Raw genomic sequence first — 18501 nt, 5'->3', positions numbered from 1 at the left:
CTGAAGAGAAGCCGCCCCGCCATCGGGCGAGTGAGGTTTTTTCAGACGGTTCTCATTCTGCGGGACGAGACCGGCCGCCAAGATTCCACACATGACGCAGGGCTTGTGGGCTCTGTCTTCCAGTGGCTTTCAATCGAGGCGCATCATCATGAACAACCTGCACAATCCGGCCGAGGTGGTCCCACAGTTGTGGAAGACCCGCTACGGCGTCATGAATTCCGTGCCCGGTCGCTGCCCTGCCTCGCGCTCGCTCGCGCAGTACGGGGAGTGGATCGAACAGGAACTCGACCAGCTCAGCGAAATCGTCGCCGACGACCAGCACGTGCTCGAATTCGGCAGCGAATACGGCGCGCACGCGCTGTGGTTCGCGCGCGCCGTGGGCGATCGCGGCAAGGTGCACGTGATCGAACCGCGCCGCATGGTGATGCAGCAGCTGTGCGCCAACGTGGCCCTCAACGGCCTGCAGAACGTGCACACGCATCCGATGTGGCTGGGCCGCAGCAGCGGCATGGTCGAACTCGGGTCGGTGCTGCCGGGTCTGGAAAGCGCGACCGAGCGCAAGGAGCGCGTGCCGGTGCGCACGCTCGACGACCTCGACCTGGAAGCGCTGCACCTGGTCAAGATCAACTACCCCGGCGAAACGATGCCGGTGCTGGAGGGCGCCGCCGGCACCATCCGTCGCCTGCGTCCGAACCTGTACTTCCGCATGGGCGAACAGGACGTCGCGGAAGAGGAAGTGCGTCGCGTGAAGGACCTGGGCTATCGCGTCTGGTCGCACCTGCCGTACCTGTACTCGCGCAACAACCAGGTCGGCAATGCCAACAACATCTTCCCCGGCCGCGTGTACCAGAACGTGATCGCGACGCCGCAGGAAGGTGGAGTCGCCTTCGACCGGCTGATCGAGCTCTGATCTCGCGCGCGGCGTCGGGACGGGCGGGCATCATGAACCGGGAGAGCAGGCGCGCGACCGGTGCCGCGCGCGGACGCATCCTCCGCTGGCGGTTGTCGGCCGTGGCGGTCGTGCTGCTCGCCGCGTGCGCGCGCTGGCCGATGCCGCTGCCGGGCGTGTCGCCGGCCGATGCAGCGCCGCAGCTGGTTGCGAAGTCCCGGGTGCCGCATGCGCCGGGCGTTGCCGCCCCGACGTCGGTTGCCTCAACGCAGGTCGATCACACCGACGGTTTGCGCTCGTCCGGTGCTGCGCGTGGACGCGGCGGCGTCGGCGATGGCGTCGCGTCGAAGCGGGGCGTCCCTGTTGGCGCACCGGATGCGCGGTCCGCGAATACCGCCGTGGGCGCAGGCGCGTCGGCGGCGCCGCCGGGTGCCGCGGATGCCGTGGACACTGCGGGCGTCGCTGGCGTCGCTGGCGATGAGATGGACCGCTCGTCGGCGGCCGTCGCCGGGCGGGACGAAGCGATGGGAGCCGAAGCGGGATCCTTCGCGTCGGGCGGAGCCGAGCGGCCACCGGTCGCCGAAGTCCAGGAAGTCCAGGTGTCATCCGCCGGGCAACGGGCGTTGTCCCGGCCGGTCGCGGCGTCGGTCTTCGGCGCGGGCGCGATCGCATCCGGGCGTCCCACCAAGGAGGAGATCGACGCGCGCGCCGCATGGTGGCTGGCCGGCATCGCCGCAGTGCTGCTGCTGTTATTCACCGTGGGCCGGCGCAAGCGCCGACCGCAGAGGGTCATCAAGATGAACACGCATCGAGCCGAACCGGTCGGGCCGCTGCCGCCGGCATCGCCCCAGCGCCTGTGCGCCAGCGAGAAGCCGCAGGTTCGCATGTTCTCCGCGTACGAGATCTACGCGCCCACGCACGCCCTGCATCGCGCGCCGTGGGAGGCGCCGGTGACGATGGACGGCGGTTTCGCGCATCGTTACCAGCTCGGCGATGAGGTCGGGGATGGGCTGTTGTTCGTTCCCGAGTCCGAATTCGAATCCGGCTTCGAAGCGGGCCGTGACTTCGGATTGAGTCCTGCAGCGTTCCTGCCGCACGGGGCCGATCCGGCGTCGCTGGCGATGGCGCCGCAGTTCCACGGCGATGGCGTGCCCGTGAATGCCTCCGGAGAGGCGGAAACACTTGCGGAAGCGCAGGTCACGAGCGAAGGCGCTGCGATGGCGCCGGTGTTCCCGGTCGAACCCGTGGTGCCGATCGCAGCGACGCCCCACGACGATGGTGGCGCCAGGGGAACGTCCGTGTTGCCGATACGACACCTGGTGACCGAAGGGTCGTCCAACGCCGAGTCGCCCCCGCCTCACGCCGAAATCCTGCCGAACGCCGGCGCGCCGCTGCTTCCGGCCGAAGCCGCCATCGCCGCACTGGGCGCGATCGCCGGCACCCACCGCGAAGCGACGGTCACCAATGCATCGTCGCCGCCGGTGGTCATGCAGCCGACCGGTGTGGCGATGCTGCATCCCGCCGAAATGGGGCTCTCCCCGAACATGGCGAGCGCGCCTTCCGTCGAAACGCGCGCCGCCGCGCCTGCCAGCGAACCGGTACCGGTCGCGACGACCGAACCGCGCCGGGAACAGCCCCCGGTCGCGAGCAGGCATGACGCGATCGCACACGCCCGCAAGCTCGTCGAAGCCGGTGCGTACGCCGAAGCGCTGACGCACCTGGACGAGGCGATGCACTCCGCGCGCCCGCCGGTCGAGGTCTGGGTGCTGGCGGCGCTGTGCTGGTGGCAGATCGCGCGCGCGGACGGTGGTCCGAAAGCCTACGCCAACGCGGCCGAGGCCATGGAACGCCTGCTCGAACGCGATCCCTCGCAGGAAGACATCTGGTACCGCGCGGGCAGCTGCCGCCTGCTGCAGGCGGCGGGCGAACGCGGCGCGGCACAACGCGCCACGCTGGATCTCGCCATCGCCGCGCTGCGCCGTGCGGCCATGGAAGGCGGGCAGGCCGATCCGCTGCGCGGCACGACGCTGGGCGATGCACTGTTCGAACGTGCCCTTGCCGCAACCGACGAAGACACCGCGTCGCGCGCAAAGCGCATGGCCGAAGCCGTGCACGTGCTGCGCGATGCCGCCCGCGTCGCTCGCGATCCTGCTTCGATGGCGGCGTGGAAGCTGCAACAGGCATTGCAGGCGCAGGCGCGCTTGTTGTCGAACACGCAGGCATCGAAGGTGCGCCTGGATGCCGACGCCGTGCTCGCCGCCGGCGTGGATGCCGCCAGCGAGCAGGACCGACCGGCGTGGTACGCGGCGAAGGTCGAGAACGAACTCGCGCACGCCGAACTCGCCGAAGGCGCGACGCGCACGCTGCACCTGCGCACGTTCCGCGAAAGCTATCGCGACGTGCTGACCGGTCCCGATGCGGCACCGGAACTGCTGCTCAGCTGGCTGGAACTGCTGGCGCTGGAAACCGCGCACCTGCGCGGCGACGCCGCGCGCTCGCGCTTCGATGAAGGCGAGGCGATCCTGAAACGCCTGGACGACCTGTTGCCCGGCAACACGCACGTCGCGATGGCGCGCTCGCGGATGCTGCGGCGTCGTGCCGCGCAGTCCAACGCGGTGTCGCGTCCTGCCGCGCTGGGCGATGCGATCGCCGGCCTCCTGCCGCTGGTCGAACGCGGCGATGCCCCGCAGTTGCGGATCGAAGCCGCCGAGTTGCTGCTCGAACGTGCCGCATCCCTGCCGACGGCGCAGGCCGGCGACGAATACGCGCGTGCCGAGTCGATGGCGTCCGGACTGCTGCAGCACCCCGCGTTCTCGCTGGCGGCGCTGCGCTGCGTGATGCAGGCGCGGCTGGGCCAGTCGTCGGCTGCGGTCGATCCTGCGTTGTATCGTCGCCTTGAAGAACTCGCGGGCAACGACGCCCGTTCGCGCGGGCTGCTGGCGCAGGCCGCACTGCGCAATGGCGCACCGCGTGATGCGTGCGTGCATTGCGAAGCGGCGGCGCGTTCGGGCGCGCGCCTCGACCAGGCGCTGGTGCAGTTGTGGGATCAGGCGAGCCGCCAGTGGAGCGCGACGCTTCACAGCCAGAAGGATCCGGCGTGGCTCGCCAACCGCCAGAGCCTGCGTTCGGCGAGTTGAGCCGACGCAGGCCGGTCGGCCCGCTCGTTTGCGCAGTCGGGCGCGTTCGTTTGATCGGAACGCGCCATCAACCAACCGGCGCCAACGGCAGCCGGTCGATCACCCAGAAGCGGACGTTCCCGCAGCGGGTTCGCGTGCGAGTGCCTTGCGAGCCGCCGGGCACTTGAGCAGCGCCGAACGCGACAGCCACGCCTGGTCGGGGTAGTACGAGAAAACGAACTGGCCGTCCTTGAGCAGGTCGATCATCGGCCGCGCGACCGCGCTTCGTACCGCCGGGCATCCCCAGCTTCGCCCCAGACGACCCATGCGCTGGCCCTGCGACGGATCGACGTAAGGCGCGCCGTGCATGACGATCGCGCGCGCTTCGGCGGCATCGTTCACGCCGGGCTCCAGCCCACGCATGCGCAGCGAGTAGCCGTTCCTGCCGACGTAGGTATCGGCCGTGACGAACAGGCCCAGGCTCGACTGATGGCTGCCATCACGATTGGAGAACCGCGTCGCCATGTTCTCGCCGGAACCCTGCCCATGCGCGACGACTTCCTCGTACAGCAGCCGGCCCGCGGCAAGATCGAACACCCACAGCCGTGGCATCAGCGACGGCCGGCTGTAATCGATGACAGCCAGGCGCTTCGCATCCGTACCGACACCGCTGGCCTGCGCGCACTCCATCGCCGCGACGGCCATGCCGAGCACCTGTGGATTTGCCGCGGGAGCGAGGCGCGCCAGCCAGCGTCCTCCGGCATCAGGCACGGAGGACGCGTGCGAAGGCGTCGATATGGCGACGGCGCGCGACCGGGCAGGTCGGTCCGCCTGCACCACCGCGGGGACGGAGAGCATCAGGGCGGCGACGGTGGCGATGCGCAGGACGGCGGACATGGCGGCTTCGGAAGTGCGGGGCCGGATCGGCGATCCGGCGGGGCACCCGATGCGGGCAGCCGCCCAGGCGCAGAGACCTTCCGAATATAGGGCGCGCGGCATCCGAAACAACCCGGAAGGGGGGCGTCGCCCCGGGCACGTTCAGCTCAGACCCTATGCGCGGGGGCCGTGCGGATCGGCCCCGCTCGTTCCGCTGCACCTCCGTGCCGGACGCATTCCGCAGCTTCGATGCTCTCCTTGCGCACGCTCTGTTCGAATGCCTCGCATCCGATGGCAAGCATGTAGAGAAGGGACAAAACCCGTGCGAGCTTCACCGAACGACTCCGACAAGAAACGTCCCCGGTCGACGGCCTGCGCCGCATCGCGAACGCGCATCGCAAGCGTTGCACAACGGGTCTACTGCCGACATCGACCAACGACGACGTGGGCGTGATGCGCCGTCGCGAGCAACGCCACGCGCGGGAAGCCCAGTCGTGAGGTCAACGCCGTCGCGCACACGAAATGAAGCTCGGCAAAAGGAAAGGCCGGGTCCGCAAGGACCCGGCCTTTCGATGCTGCGTCGAGGATTCGAACTCAGCCCTTCTTCGACGCGATCCAGCGATCGATCTTCTGCTCCAGCACCGCCAGCGGTACGGCGCCGTCCTTCAGCACTTCGGCGTGGAACTCGCGCACGTCGAACTTGCCGCCCAGTTCCTTCTCAGCCTTCGCGCGCAGTTCCTTGATCTTCAACTCGCCGATCTTGTACGCCAGCGCCTGGCCCGGCCACGCGATGTAACGCTCGGCTTCGGCCACGGCCGTGGTGTCGCTGACGGCCGAGTTTTCCTTCATGTACGAAATGACCTGATCGCGCGTCCAGCCCTTGCTGTGCAGGCCGGTGTCGGTGACCAGGCGGATCGCGCGCCACAGCTCGTTCTGCAGGTAGCCGAAGTACGAGTACGGATCGGTGTACACGCCCAGGTCCTTGCCGAGCGATTCGGCGTACAGGCCCCAGCCTTCGGCGAACGCGCTCTGGATGCTCCAGCGACGGAATGCCGGCAGGTCCTTCAGCTCGATCTGCGTGGCGATCTGGAAGTGATGGCCCGGAATGGCTTCATGCAGGTACAGGTCTTCCGCGTCCCAGATCTTGCGCGAGGGCAGGTCGTAGGTGTTCACGTAGAAGATGCCCGGGCGCGTGCCGTCCTCGCTCGGCGGGTAGTACTGGCCGCCGGCCGCGGACTTCTCGCGGAACGGTTCCACCGGACGGATTTCGAACGGCGACTTCGGAATCAGCGAGAACTGCGTCGGGATCTTCTCGTTGATCTTCGCTTCCAGGCCGCGGTAGTACTTGAGCAGTTCTTCCTGGCTCTTGAACTCGAACTTCTTGTCGGTCTGCACGTACTTGAAGAAGTCCTGCAGCGAGCCCTTGAAGCCCACGTCCGTCATCACCTTCTGCATCTCGCCATGGATGCGCGCGACTTCGTCCAGGCCGATCTGGTGGATCTGCGCCGGCGTGAGGTCGGTGGTGGTGCTCTGCTTGGCGTTGAAGGCGTACCACGCCTGGCCGTTGGGCAGCTTGTCCAGGCCGAAGGTATCGCGCGTCTTGGCCAGGTATTCGTCGTTGATGAAGGCGCGCAGCTTCCTGTACGCGGGCATCAGCTGGTCGGCGATCATCGTGCGGTAGGCGTCCGTCAGACGCTTTCTGTCGGCGTCGCTGAACTCCTTGGGCATGTTGGTGATCGGGCCCCAGAACAGCGTGTCCTCGGGCTTGTCCTTGATCAGCGCGTCCAGCTGCGGGACGACCTTCTCCATCAGCACGCGCGGCTGCGCGACGCCAGCGGCGATGCCCTGCTTCATGTTGGCGATCTCGGTGTCGAACAGCACCGGGATGCGCGCGCCGCGCTTGAGCCAGTTGTCGTAGTCCTGCACGGTCTTGAACGGCTGCGCGCCGCCGCCCGAACCGAACTGCACGGCGAGGCTCGCGGTGCTGTCCATCTGGTTCACCGGCACCATCCAGCCCGGGAACTGGAAGGATTCGATCTGGTCCTTCGCGTCCTTGGTGAAGATCTCGTAGTTCAGCAGGTCCTGCCCGGCCAGGCCTTCGGAGCCGATGGCCTCGGCCTTCGCCAGCCAGTCCTGCAGGAACTTCTTCGACTCGTCGCGATACTGCTGCGAGCCGAAGTCGGGCAGTTCGGCGTTGTAGCGCGTGTCGCCGGTGTAGGTCGCCAGCACCGGGTTGTGCTTCAGGTACGCCTCCCAGAAATCGGCGTAGAGCTTGTTCAGCTGGTCGGCCTTGGCCTGCGCGGTCTGCGCGGCGGCGGGCTTGTCGGTCGCGGCGGTGTCGGTGGCGGGCTTGGAGCAGCCGGCAACCGCGGCGGAGACGGCGAGGGCGAGCAACAGCGGGCGGAGCTTCATGCGGTTCTCCTGGTGGATGGTGTGCGTCTGGCCGATGGAGCGGGCACGTGGCGGAGCGTACGGCGGGCGGGCGATGGGAGCAAAGATCGCATTGCCTCCAGGCTCCTGTAGCCCGGGTAAGCGAAGCGCACCCGGGGAAGCGCCCCGGATGCGGCCTTCGGCCTTGTCCGGGCTACAAAAGCGCGACGAAGTGGACGAACCTCAGCCTTGCTTCTCCCCGATCCAACGATCGATCTTGCGCTCCAGGATCTCCAGCGGCACCGACCCGTCCTTCAGCACTTCGGCATGGAATTCGCGCACGTCGAACTTCGGGCCCAATGCCTTCTCGGCCTTCGCGCGCACCTGCTTGATCTTCAGCTCGCCCATCTTGTATGCCAGCGCCTGGCCCGGAATCGCCATGTAGCGCTCGGCTTCGGCGGTGGACTGCGTTTCGCTCTCGGCCGAGTTGTCGAGCATGTACTTGATGACCTGTTCGCGCGTCCAGCCCTTGCTGTGCAGGCCGGTGTCGACGACCAGGCGGATCGCGCGCCACAGCTCGTTCTGCAGGTAACCGAAGTAGTTGTACGGATCGGTATACACGCCCAGGTCCTTGCCGAGTGATTCGGCGTACAGGCCCCAGCCTTCGCTGAAGGCGATCTCGCTGCCGAAGCGGCGGAACTTCGGCAGGCCCGTCAGCTCCTGCTGCAGCGCGAGCTGGAAGTGATGGCCCGGAATCGCTTCATGCAGGTACAGGTCTTCGGCGTCCCACGTCTTGCGCGTCGGCAGGTCGTAGGTGTTGACGTAGAAGATGCCCGGGCGCGAACCGTCCTGGCTCGGACGCATGTACGAACCGCCCGCGGCGGACTGCGCGCGGAACGGTTCCACCGGACGGATCTCGAACGCCGCCTTCGGGATCAGCGAGAACTGCTCGGGGATCCTGCGGTTGATCTTCTCTTCCAGCCCACGGTAGTGCGCCAGCAGCGCGGGCTCGTCGGCGAAGGAGAAACGCGGGTCGGTCTGCATGAACTTGAAGAAGTCCTGCATCGAGCCCTTGAAACCGACCTGCTTCATCACGCCCTCGATCTGGCCGTGGATGCGCTTCACCTCGTCCAGTCCGATCTGGTGGATCTGCGCCGGCGTCAGGTCGGTGGTCGTCGAATTGCGCGCGTTGAACGCATACCACGCCGCGCCGTTCGGCAGCGCGTCCAGGCCCGACGTCGTGCGCGTCTTCGGCAGGTATTCGTTGGCGACGAAATCGCGGAGTTCGCGATACGACGGCATCAACTGCGTTTCGATCACCTGCCGGTACTGCGTGGTGAGGCGTTGCTTGTCCGCATCGCTGAAGCCGGCCGGGAAGTTCTTGATCGGCCCCCAGAACAGCGTGTCCTCGGCCTTGTCCTTGATCAGCGCGTCCAGCTGCGGGATCACCTTCACCATCAGCGCGCGCGGCTGCACGACGCCGTTGTCCATGCCTTCGCGCGAATTGGCGATGGCCTGGTCGAAGATCGCCGGCGCCTGCGCGGCGCGCTTGAGCCAGTTGTCGTAATCGGCGACGGTCTTGAACGGCTGTGCGCCGGTGCCCGAGCCCAGCTGCACGAACGTCGAGGCGAAGTTGTAGAACTGGTTGATCGGCTGCTGCCAGGTCGGGAATTTCTCCGCTTCCAGCGAATCTTCGCGATCGCGCACGAAGATCTCGTAGCTCAGCAGATCCTGCCCGCTCAGGCCGTCGCTGCCGACGTCCTTCACCTGCTTGAGCCAGCGCGTGTTGAAATCGTGCATCCGCTGGCGGTACTGCGCCGAAAGCGTGTTCGGCAGCTGGTCGTTGTAGCGGTTGTCGCCCTGGAACGTCGCCTGCAGCGGATTGAGCTTGAGCAGCTCTTCCCAGTACTGCTCGTACATCCGGTTCAGGCGCGCGGCTTTCGCATCCTGGACTGCATCAGCGGCGACGGGCGCCTGCGCGAACGCAGCGGAGGGCAGGGCGGTGGCGGCGCCGAGGACCAGGGCAATGGCGAGCGGAAGGTGGAGGATCGGACGCGCAGGGTGCGGCATGGGAAAAATCCGGGTTGACGGGCGACCCCGAAGGCTCGCCCGCCCACCCGGGGGCGGCATGGGCCGAAGGTCATGCGCGGGGCGTCAGTCGTCCAGCTTTGGCAGGCGCAGTGGCGTGACGTAGAAATCGCTCGGCTGGCCGATGTCGCGGGCATAGAACAGCAGGCCCCGGTCCCACAGCACGGTCGGATGGAACTCGTCCCATTCGGTGTTCACGCAGGGGCCGAGGTTCCGCGCCGGCGTGAACGTTCCGTCGCGCAGGCGGCTGACGTGCAGATCGCCGAAACCGTAGCCCAGGTCCGGCAGCGGGTCGCCGGGGAAATCCAGACGCGTGAACACCAGCGTGCGTCCGTCGGGCGAGATCTCCGGATTGAACTCCCAGCGCTCGGCGCTGTTGACGCCGTCGCCGAGCGGCTCCGCCGGCGCATGGAGGCCGTTGGCGAGGCGGCGCGCGCGATAGATGTTCCATTCGCCGCTGCGGTCGCTGCCGAAGTACAGGTTGCCGTGACGATCGGTGCTGGCGTACAGCTCATCGCCCGCGCTGTTCACCGCCGCGCCCAGGTACATCGGCTGGCTCCAGCCGCGACGTGTGCGTTCGACCTTCCACAGGTCCATCCGGCCGCCGCTGTTGTCGGGCGACGGGCGTTCGGAGGAGAACACGATCGTGCGCCCGTCCGGCGAGACGTGCGGGTCCATGTCGCTGTGGATGCCGGAGAACGGGGCGACTTCCGGTTCGCCCCAGCCCCATGGCGACCATCGCGCGGTGAGGATCGTCGCCTGCTCGCGGGTGCCCGGCCACCAGCCGGCGGTCGTGGACCAGTATGCGCGCAGCCGGTTCGGGGCGAAGCTCAGCCGCCATTCCCAGCGATCGGTGGAAATCGTCCCTTCGGCGTACTTGCGAACGGGCGGGCAGCGATCCCCGCCGTCGCCCGCGTGAACGGGGAGGGCGATGCAGGCGAGCAGGGCGAAGACCAGGGCGGACGTGCGCGAATGCGGTGTGCGTTGCGGCATGACGGACTCCTTCGTCGGGGATGGCGGGGCGACTGTGCCGCGTCCGCGCGATGCGATGCGCACATGCGGGACGAACCCGCCGGATCGCGGGACGAACGCGCCGCCTGCGATTGCAAGCGCCCCCGCGCGGGTCTAGCTTCGCTGTCCATGCGCATCCGATCGCCCCTGCTCGTGCTGCTGGTGACGGCCTGGTGGACCTTGAACGCCCTGGTGTGGTCCGGCCAGGTGCTGAACATGCGCGAGGCGACGGGGCAGGCGCTCGATGTGGCGCAGGTCCTGCGGCTCGAACTGGCGAGCGCGTGGTTGTGGATTCCGATCACGTTCGGCCTGTTCTGGTGCGTCCGGCGCTGGCCGATCGAATGGCCGGGCGCGCGCGGACGCATCGCGAAGGCGCTGTTCGTGCATGCGCTGGCGGTCGCGCTGGTGATCGTCGCGCGTGCGCTGGCGGTGGTCGCGCTGAACGGCTTCATCGGCTGGTACGCGACGCTGCCGTCGTTCGGCGCGGTGCTGGCGACCAGCGCGCTCAACAACCTGTTGATGTCGTGGATGATCGTCGGCATCGCGCACGCGCTGGTGTACGCCGAGCGCGCGCGGCATCGCGAACGGCAGGCGATCGAGCTGGAATCGCGCCTCGCGCAGGCGCGGCTGGGAGCGCTGTCGGCGCAGCTCAACCCCCATTTCCTGTTCAACGCGCTCAATTCGATCGCCGAGATGATCCACCGCGACGCCGAAGTCGCCGACCGCATGCTGGTCGACCTCGGCGCGTTGCTGCGCCACAGCCTGGGCGCGTCGCAGCAACAGGAAGTCGCACTGCGCGAGGAGCTGGTCGCGCTCGACCACTACCTCGGCATCGAGAAACTCCGCCTGGGCGAACGGCTGCGGATCGAATGGGGCATCGATTCGGCCTCGCTCGATGCACGCGTGCCGCACCTGGTGCTGCAGCCGCTGGTCGAGAACGCGATCCGGCACGCGATCGCCACGCGAACCACGCCAGGCGCGCTGTCGGTGCGCGCCGAGCGCAATGCCGATCGCCTGATCCTCGAAGTCCGCGACGACGGCGGTGCGCATCCGACGCCGCACGGCGCGGGCATCGGTCTGCGCAACACGCGTGCGCGGCTGGCCTGCCTGTACGGCGCCGACCATCTGCTGGAGATCGTCGCGCTGGTCGCCGGCGGAACGCTGGTGCGGCTGGATCTTCCCTATCGCGCGGCGGGTGTCGCGCCATGACCGCACGCCTGCGCGCCATCGTGGCCGACGACGAAGCGATGTCGCGCGCGCGGCTGTGCCGGCTGCTCGGCCAGATGACCGACGTGGACGTCGTCGCCGAATGCGCCGATGGCGACGCGGCGGTCGCGTCGATCCGCCGGCTGCGACCGGATGTCGCATTCCTCGACGTGCGCATGCCGGCCCTGCACGGATTCGGCGTGATCGAGGCGCTGCCGGCGGACGTGCGGCCCCGCGTGGTGTTCGTCACCGCGCACGCCGAACACGCGCTGCGCGCCTTCGACGCGGACGCCGCGGATTACCTGCTCAAACCTTTCTCTGCCGAACGCCTGCGCGCGGCGCTGGCACGGGTGCGGCGCGCGCTGGGCGATGCGTTGCCGAGCGGGATCGACGCCTCACGCGTGCAGGCGTTCGCGGGAACGCCGACGGAGCGGCCCACGCAATGCGTCGAACGCATCGCGGTGCCGGTGGGCGCGCGCCTGCAGATGCTGAACGTGGACGAGATCGACTGCGTGCTGGCGCAATCGAACTACGTCGAACTGTGCGTCGGTCCGCAGCGTTATCGCCTGCGCGAAACGCTCACCGCGCTGGAAACGCGCCTGGACCCGCGCAGTTTCGTGCGCGTGCACCGCTCGCGGTTGGTGCGCCTGCAGGCGATCCGCGACGTCGAGGTGCTCGGCGGCGGCCGCTACCTGCTGCGCCTGCACGGCGGCCTGCGCGTGGGCACCGGCACGCGCTATCGCGAACGCGTGCGAGGCATGCTGGGCCTGTGCTCGACGCCGTGACCCTCAGGCCGCGGCCTGTTCGCGCAGCTCCCGCGCACGCGCTTCCCCGAGGTAATGCGTGATGCCCGCGCGCACCAGGTAGATCAGCGGGATCAACGCGATCGCCGCGAGCATCTTGTACGCGTAGTTCACCGTGCTCACCGCGAGGAACAGCGAGGTCGGCCACTTCTGCGGCCCCAGCACGAAGGCGATGTAGAGCACGACGAAGCTGTCCACCAGCTGCGAAACGGCGGTCGAACCGGTCGCGCGCAGCCACACGTGCTTCTCGCCGGTGACGCTGCGGATGCGGTGGAACACCGCCACGTCGATCAGCTGCCCGATGATGAAGGCGACCAGCGAGCCGGCGATCGTCCACATGCCCTGGCCGAACACCGCCGCGAACGCCGCCTGGTAATCGGCCACGCCCTGCGCCTGCGCGGCCTTCACCCACCAGTCCGCCGGTGCGATCGCGATGGCCGCGAAGGCGAACAGGAAGCCGTACACGATCAGCACGGCGGCGAGCCACGAGATCATCCGCACGCCGCGCCGGCCGAAGAATTCGTTGATGACGTCGGTCATCAGGAACACCACCGGCCACAGCAGCGTACCCGCGGTGAAGCTCAGCGAACCGGTCTGGCCGAACAGGTTCCAGTGCAGCGGCGCGATGCCGAGGGTTTCCTCAAGCGCGAAGATCTTCACGCCGATGAACTCCGCCAGTACCGCGTTCACGCAGAAGAACGCGCTGAGCACGATGAACAACCGCAGCGCGCGGTCGTCGATGGTGCGAGCGGGCATGGGGGCGATGGACGGCGACGCGGCTTCGTTCACGGTGCGCTTCTCCCCTTCGGCGCGGACGCGGTGGTGCGGATCAGGAATGGCGGATCACGGACGGTCGTCTCCGACCGGCGGCGGCGAGAACGGAATGCTCTCCGGCGACACCGCGCCGCCGGAAATGATGAAGCTCATCGCCTGGTCGACGCTCCAGTCGGTCGGCGTGATCTTCTCCACCGGCACGATTTCCAGGTAGCCCGACGTCGGATTCGGCGTGGTCGGCACGTACACGGCAGCGAGTTCGCGGCCGGTGCCGTGTTCGCGGATCACGCGCGTGACGAAGCCGATGGACTTCATCTCCCTGTGCGGAAAATCCACCAGCACCACGCGCTGCGTGCCGTCGGGCTTGGTCTGCAGGATGTCGAGGAGCTGCCGCGCGCTGGAATACACGATGCTCGCCAGCGGAATGCGCTGGATCAACGCCTCGAACCAGCGCAGCAGGCGCTGGCCGATCACGCGGCGCGCCATCATGCCGGAGAACAGGATCACGGCGACCGTCGCCAGCAACGCCAGCACGGTGCGCACCCATGGTTCGTCGAGCCAGCCCAGCTGGCGATAGCTGTCCGCCAGGTTCTGCAGCACCGGGCCGATCAGCGGCGCGCTGATGTCCGACAGCAGCACGAACACGAACTTGACCACGACCCACGTCAGCCAGATCGGCAACAGGGTCAGGAGGCCGGTGAGGAAGAGCTTCTGCAGGCTCGGCTTGGGCGCCGCGGGCCGTGGCGCGACGGCGGGCGATTCGGGGGCATTGGGCATGGCGCGGATTGTAGAACCGAACGGGCGCGCAATCGCGGCCCATGCGCCGTGGAAGCGCGATGGACCTCAGCGCTCGCGGACGAGGCGGAACCCCACGTCGTCGTAGCCGCGCGAAGCGGCCAGCGTGCGCTGGTCCTCGCGGTTGCGCCACGAGCTGCCGGCGACCTGCCGCTGCTGGCAGTTCTGGCCGCAGTCGCGCAGCCACAGCGACACCGTGCGACCGTCGATCTCGACAGGCGACTGGCCGATTTCCTCGGCGCTGGGCAGGCGATAACGGCGGCCGGTCTGCGCGCTGTACCACCGCGCGTACGCCTGCGCATCCTCCAGCGAGATGCACACCACCGGGTCGTTGTCGGCCTGCTTGAAGCCGGGCTGCTGCCAGTCGCGCGGATCGAGCACGCGCAGCAGCGAGGCGCGTTCGCGGCACAGCGCCGGCTCGCGGCCATTGGCGGCGGCGAAGCGCGCGTACTCGCGACGGCTCACCGGGCGTGGCGTCAGCGCGACGCTGACCTTCGCGCTGCTCTGCGAAGTGGTGTCGAGCGTCGCGCCGCGCGCGAGGCCCTTCGGCATCGCCTTGGCCTGCGCGAGAAGGCGGGCGTCGAACTTGTTGCGCGGCAGGTCCAGCTGATGGGCCAGCGCGGTAAGGCGCTGCACGTCGGCGCCGTCGCGGCGCTTCACGGCCAGTTGCAGGCGCGCTTCCACCGCGTCGCCGGTGGCCTCGCGCAGTTTCTGCTGCGCGGGCGAATTCGCGGTGCCGGTCTGCTGGCCGAGCGCGATCGCGCGCGAATGCAGGTCGCGTGCGCGTTCGTCCTTGCCATCCTTCACCGCGCGCACGATGTGCTCGGAGAACGCGCCGGTGAGCTGGTCGATGGCCTTGGCGACGTCCGGATGCGTGCTGTCGGTGTGCCAGGCGAGCAGCACGCTGTCGAAGGCGTTGGCGTCCTGCGGTTCGGTCAGGCGGCCACGTGCGATCTGCTGGCGCGCGTCTTCCAGCGCGTGCTGCAGCGGCGCCTCGGGCAGTGGCTGCAACATCGCGGCGGTCGGATCGACCGACGGCGTCGCTTCCGGCGCGGTCGCCATCGGCACGGCCGGCACGGGCGCGGGCGTGCCGTCATCGTCGCGATTGAAACTGAAGGCGAGCACCACCAGCGTCACCGCGGTCACGCCGACGCTCGCCCACACCGGCATCGCCCAGCGCTGTGCGGGGCGCAGGCGCCGCACGGCTTCCAGCGCGGGCGTCCACGGCTTGCGCTGCTGCACCGCGCGGATCGCGTCGGCCATCTGCGCGGCGTCCTGGAAGCGGTGGGCCGCCTGCTTCGACAACGCGCGATTCATGAAGCGCTGCCAGTGGCGCAAAGGGTGCGGCAGCTTCGGAATCGGATCCTGCGCGTGCATCACCGCCATCGACAGCGCGTCGGCGGCTTCGAACGGCAGGCGCCCGGTGAGCATTTCCCACAGCAGCACGCCCATGCTGTAAAGATCGGCGCGGCCGTCGACGTCCTCGCCGCGCGCCTGTTCGGGTGCCATGTACGCGGTGCTGCCCACCGCCAGTCCGGCCGTGGTCACGCGCGGACCGAAGCCGCGGCGCAGCGCGATGCCGAAGTCGGCCAGCAGCACGCGTTCGCTTTCGTCGAACAGCACGTTCTCGGCCTTCACGTCGCGATGCACGACGCCGCGCGCGTGGGCGTATTCCAGCGCCGACAGCAGCGTCAGCGCGATCTCGATCGCGCGCGGCTCGTCGCGGCTCAGGTCGCGCTGGCCGAGATGGCCGCGCGGCAGGTACGGCATCGCGTAGTAGGGCAGGCCGTCGAAGGTGCGGCCGACTTCGAAGATGCCGACGATGTTGGGGTGTTCCAGGCGCGCGATCGTGCGCACTTCGTTCTCGAAGCGGCGACGGCTGACTTCGTCCGCGAGTGCGACAGGCAGCATGACCTTGATCGCCACCTCGCGCGCGAGCGCAAGCTGGTGACCCAGGTACACGGTCGACATGCCGCCGTGGTTGATCACCTTGTGCAGGCGATAACCGGCGATCTCCGGCAATGGCGATGCGTTGTCGTTGTTGCTTGCAGAACCGGACATCGCGGCCCCCTGTCGCGAAGCAGGAGCATACGCCGTGAGAGGGGAAAGCTCACGACGTGCCCATCACAACAACGATGTGCGCACAATCGTTGGTTCAGCGTGATGACGCGTTGTGTCAGTTTTTGCCGGAATTGGCTTGTTTTGGGCCGTGTTCACGGCCATCGGCCACGCTCAATCGCCGTTGCCGTTGTCGCGATGCGCCGGCTTTCGACGCACGTACAGCTGCTTGCGCACGCGCGCGACGACCTCGCCCTGCGCGTCGGTGACATCGGTGTCGAACCAGCGCAGCGCCTTCCCGCCGTTGGCGGTCGCGGCGCGAAGTTCGTCGAGGACGTCCCCGCCCAGGCGGAAGTCGGCGTGCACCGTGCCGCGGCCGGGCTTGACGAACTCGATCGCGCCGGCCTTGTCCCACACCCAGTACTCGCGACCCAGCGACTGCATCGCCAGGAGCATCCAGAACGGATCGGTCATCGCGAATAGGCTGCCGCCGAAGTGCGTGCCGACGTAGTTGCGGTTCCAGGGCCGCATGCGCAGTTCGACGTGCGCGTGGCGGTAGTCGTCGGAAATCGTGGTGACGTGGATGCCGCTGAAGAGGAACGGCGGCCAGAGGTTCAGGCCGCGGCGCAGGACGCTGGCTTTCATGCGGTGGGGCGTGCGTGAGGGATGCACAGCCTGCCATACGGATGCGTATTGATCCAGGCCGGCGCTCCCTCTCCTGCGAATGCAGGGGAGGGTTGGGGGGGGAGAGAGCGACGTAGACGCCGGATACGACGTGGTGGCGAGCCCTGGTGGCCCGGGTAAGCGAAGCGCACCCGGAGGAGCGGCGCGACGTCCCCGGGTGCGCTTCGCTTGCCCGGGCTACAAGAGCATCAATGCCGAATCCCGAAAATCAGAACAACAACGACGACATCTTCCGCCGATACCGCCCCACCAGGTCCTGGTCCTCGACCACGCGGAAGGCGTCGATCAGCGTCTTGCGCGGCAGGCCGTCCTCGTAGGTCTTGTCGCGGCGAAGCATCTCCAGGAACTGCTCCAGCCCCGCTTCGGCGTCGCCATCCACCAGCTTCAGCGCGCCGAGCAGGTGACGGGCGCGCAAGTCGTCCGGGTTGCTGGCGATGGCCGCCTCGAGCACCTCCGCCGGCGGCGCATCCTTCAGCAGCGCCGCGAAGCCCAGCCGCGAGCGGGCGCGGACCGAGCGGTCGTCGGTGGCGAGGTTCGCCGGAAGCGCGTCGAGCAGTTGCTCGGCTTCCTGCGCCGCGCCGATGCGCAGCAGGGCGAGGGCGAGGTCCAGGCGCAGTTCGGCGTTGTCCGGCGCGGCTTCGGATTCGTGGCGCAGGCGCACGACCTCGGCGTGCGGATCGAGCGGCGCGGTAGCGGCTTCCGGCACCTCTTCGATGGCTTCGGCCGGCTGGATGCCGTGATGCGTCAGGAATTCACGCAGCTGGCCCTCGGGCAGCGCACCGGGGAAACCGTCCACCAGCTGCCCGTCCTTCACCAGGAACACGGTCGGGATCGAGCGGACCTGGAAGGCGCCGGCTAGCTGCGGCTCCTTGTCCACGTCGACCTTCGCCAAGCGGAACGCGCCGTGGTAGTCGGCGGCGAGCTTCTCCAGGATCGGGCCCAGCGTCTTGCACGGCCCGCACCATTCGGCCCAGAAGTCCACCAGCACCGGCGTCTGCAGCGATTTCTGCAGGACTTCGGTCTCGAAGTTGTCGGCCGTGGCGTCGAAGACGTGGGCGTTGGCGGTGGCGTCGGAAATCGTCATTCGGATGGCTCGCGGGGCTCGTTCGGCGATGCTGGGGAGATGGGGGCGGCGCGCGCGCCTGCCAAGCGGGCGCAGAGCGGGTCGTCACGCTAGCATGCCGGGATGAACCGTCCGTTCCCGTCGCGCCTCGCCGCGTTCGATCGCCATGCCGGCTGGCTGGCCGCCGCATGCTGCGTGCTCGCGGCGCTGGGTTTCGGCGCGGCGCTGCCGGAGTTCTCGCACGCGCTGCATCCGCTCGGATTGCTGGGAGCGGCCGGCGTTCCAGGTGCGGCGCCATTCAACGTGCTGGGCTTCGTGGTGCCGGGGCTGCTGGCGGCGTGGGTGTTCGTGCGCGTGCGCGGGCGGTTGCCGGTGGGCGCCGAGCGGTGGGCGGGCATCGGCTGCTGGATGCTGGCGCTCTCGGCGCTGGCGTTCGCGGCGCAGGGCGTGTGGCGGCTGGATCCGTCGGACCTGGATGGCCCAATCAGCCAGCGTCACGCCACGATGTGGCTGCTGTGGTGGCTGGCGTTCGCAGCCGGTGCGCTGATGCTGGGGCTCGGCCTGTTGCGGGACCGGGCATGGCGGAATGGGGCGATCGCGTTCGTCGTCGCAGGCGCGATCGCGGTGTTGTTGAACGTCTTCCCGGTAATCGCCGGGCCGATCGCGCAGCGCGTGGTGCTGCTGGCATGGCTGGCGTGCGTGGTGGTCGCTTCGCGTTGCGGCGGAATCATCCGCATCGCGTGATCGCGATCCGCACGGCGCCTTTGT

At 68.5% G+C, this 18501-nt stretch carries 14 protein-coding genes; 5 read left to right on the top strand and 9 right to left on the bottom strand.

Going from position 1 to position 18501, the window contains the following annotated elements:
* The first annotated feature begins 148 nt into the window (after positions 1-148).
* On the top strand, positions 149-910 hold the full coding sequence (locus I4U41_RS03155) for an FkbM family methyltransferase (protein WP_206859682.1): 762 nt from the start codon (positions 149-151) through the stop codon (positions 908-910).
* Positions 911-942: 32 nt separating this feature from the next.
* On the top strand, positions 943-4026 hold the full coding sequence (locus I4U41_RS03150; protein ID WP_206859681.1) for a hypothetical protein: 3084 nt from the start codon (positions 943-945) through the stop codon (positions 4024-4026).
* A gap of 99 nt (positions 4027-4125) precedes the next feature.
* On the opposite strand, the gene I4U41_RS03145 is transcribed toward I4U41_RS03150, so the two are convergent.
* The 4 genes from I4U41_RS03145 to I4U41_RS03130 form a co-directional block, all read right to left on the bottom strand.
* Positions 4126-4902, bottom strand: coding sequence for a murein L,D-transpeptidase catalytic domain family protein (locus I4U41_RS03145; RefSeq protein ID WP_206859680.1), 777 nt, complete (start codon positions 4900-4902; stop codon positions 4126-4128).
* 573 nt (positions 4903-5475) lie between these two features.
* Entirely contained in the window at positions 5476-7293 is a 1818-nt protein-coding gene (locus I4U41_RS03140) for a DUF885 domain-containing protein (RefSeq protein ID WP_206859679.1), read from the bottom strand.
* A gap of 201 nt (positions 7294-7494) precedes the next feature.
* A complete protein-coding gene (locus tag I4U41_RS03135) occupies positions 7495-9321 on the bottom strand; it encodes a DUF885 domain-containing protein (RefSeq protein ID WP_206859678.1) in 1827 nt (608 codons plus the stop codon).
* Positions 9322-9405: 84 nt separating this feature from the next.
* Positions 9406-10332 (bottom strand): TolB-like translocation protein, encoded by a 927-nt coding sequence (locus I4U41_RS03130; protein WP_206859677.1) that lies wholly within the window; start codon positions 10330-10332, stop codon positions 9406-9408.
* Positions 10333-10479: 147 nt separating this feature from the next.
* On the opposite strand from I4U41_RS03130, the gene I4U41_RS03125 reads away from it, so the two are divergent.
* Together I4U41_RS03125 and I4U41_RS03120 are read left to right on the top strand one after the other, a co-directional pair.
* A complete protein-coding gene (locus tag I4U41_RS03125; RefSeq protein WP_206859676.1) occupies positions 10480-11559 on the top strand; it encodes a sensor histidine kinase in 1080 nt (359 codons plus the stop codon).
* Entirely contained in the window at positions 11556-12341 is a 786-nt protein-coding gene (locus I4U41_RS03120; protein ID WP_206859675.1) for a LytR/AlgR family response regulator transcription factor, read from the top strand. The genes I4U41_RS03125 and I4U41_RS03120 overlap by 4 nt, the downstream gene beginning before the upstream one ends.
* A gap of 3 nt (positions 12342-12344) precedes the next feature.
* Here the strand turns inward: I4U41_RS03120 and I4U41_RS03115 are convergent, their stop codons facing one another.
* The 5 genes from I4U41_RS03115 to trxA form a co-directional block, all read right to left on the bottom strand.
* A complete protein-coding gene (locus tag I4U41_RS03115) occupies positions 12345-13115 on the bottom strand; it encodes a queuosine precursor transporter (protein WP_206860387.1) in 771 nt (256 codons plus the stop codon).
* 87 nt (positions 13116-13202) lie between these two features.
* A complete protein-coding gene (locus I4U41_RS03110; protein WP_206859674.1) occupies positions 13203-13910 on the bottom strand; it encodes a DUF502 domain-containing protein in 708 nt (235 codons plus the stop codon).
* A 66-nt stretch (positions 13911-13976) separates the two neighbouring features.
* Positions 13977-15989 carry a bifunctional serine/threonine-protein kinase/formylglycine-generating enzyme family protein gene (locus I4U41_RS03105; RefSeq protein WP_206859673.1) on the bottom strand — a complete coding sequence of 671 codons (2013 nt, stop codon included), beginning with the start codon at positions 15987-15989 and terminating at the stop codon, positions 13977-13979.
* Between the two features lie 171 nt (positions 15990-16160).
* Positions 16161-16631, bottom strand: a complete 471-nt coding sequence (locus I4U41_RS03100; RefSeq protein WP_206859672.1) for a DUF4442 domain-containing protein — start codon at positions 16629-16631, stop codon at positions 16161-16163.
* A 247-nt stretch (positions 16632-16878) separates the two neighbouring features.
* Positions 16879-17754 (bottom strand): thioredoxin, encoded by an 876-nt coding sequence (gene trxA, locus I4U41_RS03095; protein WP_206859671.1) that lies wholly within the window; start codon positions 17752-17754, stop codon positions 16879-16881.
* A 102-nt stretch (positions 17755-17856) separates the two neighbouring features.
* Here trxA and I4U41_RS03090 point away from each other — a divergent pair, with 102 nt between their 5' ends.
* A complete protein-coding gene (locus I4U41_RS03090; RefSeq protein WP_206859670.1) occupies positions 17857-18477 on the top strand; it encodes a DUF998 domain-containing protein in 621 nt (206 codons plus the stop codon).
* Positions 18478-18501: the final 24 nt, after the last annotated feature.

The organism is Lysobacter changpingensis (genome assembly GCF_017308985.1).
Lineage (GTDB): Bacteria > Pseudomonadota > Gammaproteobacteria > Xanthomonadales > Xanthomonadaceae > Lysobacter_J > Lysobacter_J changpingensis.
Note: the sequence above shows the minus strand (reverse complement) of the source record. Positions and strands in the feature narration are given on the sequence as shown.

What these genes read in the sequence shown, in the direction of transcription:
- I4U41_RS03115 (WP_206860387.1), bottom strand. Translation starts at nt 13,115, where the DNA reads ATGCCCGCTCGCACCATCGACGACCGCGCGCTGCGGTTGTTCATCGTG.
- I4U41_RS03105 (WP_206859673.1), bottom strand. Translation starts at nt 15,989, where the DNA reads ATGTCCGGTTCTGCAAGCAACAACGACAACGCATCGCCATTGCCGGAG.
- I4U41_RS03100 (WP_206859672.1), bottom strand. Translation starts at nt 16,631, where the DNA reads ATGAAAGCCAGCGTCCTGCGCCGCGGCCTGAACCTCTGGCCGCCGTTC.
- I4U41_RS03120 (WP_206859675.1), top strand. Translation starts at nt 11,556, where the DNA reads ATGACCGCACGCCTGCGCGCCATCGTGGCCGACGACGAAGCGATGTCG.
- I4U41_RS03125 (WP_206859676.1), top strand. Translation starts at nt 10,480, where the DNA reads ATGCGCATCCGATCGCCCCTGCTCGTGCTGCTGGTGACGGCCTGGTGG.
- I4U41_RS03155 (WP_206859682.1), top strand. Translation starts at nt 149, where the DNA reads ATGAACAACCTGCACAATCCGGCCGAGGTGGTCCCACAGTTGTGGAAG.
- I4U41_RS03150 (WP_206859681.1), top strand. Translation starts at nt 943, where the DNA reads ATGAACCGGGAGAGCAGGCGCGCGACCGGTGCCGCGCGCGGACGCATC.
- I4U41_RS03090 (WP_206859670.1), top strand. Translation starts at nt 17,857, where the DNA reads ATGAACCGTCCGTTCCCGTCGCGCCTCGCCGCGTTCGATCGCCATGCC.
- I4U41_RS03145 (WP_206859680.1), bottom strand. Translation starts at nt 4,902, where the DNA reads ATGTCCGCCGTCCTGCGCATCGCCACCGTCGCCGCCCTGATGCTCTCC.
- I4U41_RS03110 (WP_206859674.1), bottom strand. Translation starts at nt 13,910, where the DNA reads ATGCCCAATGCCCCCGAATCGCCCGCCGTCGCGCCACGGCCCGCGGCG.
- I4U41_RS03140 (WP_206859679.1), bottom strand. Translation starts at nt 7,293, where the DNA reads ATGAAGCTCCGCCCGCTGTTGCTCGCCCTCGCCGTCTCCGCCGCGGTT.
- I4U41_RS03130 (WP_206859677.1), bottom strand. Translation starts at nt 10,332, where the DNA reads ATGCCGCAACGCACACCGCATTCGCGCACGTCCGCCCTGGTCTTCGCC.
- trxA (WP_206859671.1), bottom strand. Translation starts at nt 17,754, where the DNA reads ATGACGATTTCCGACGCCACCGCCAACGCCCACGTCTTCGACGCCACG.
- I4U41_RS03135 (WP_206859678.1), bottom strand. Translation starts at nt 9,321, where the DNA reads ATGCCGCACCCTGCGCGTCCGATCCTCCACCTTCCGCTCGCCATTGCC.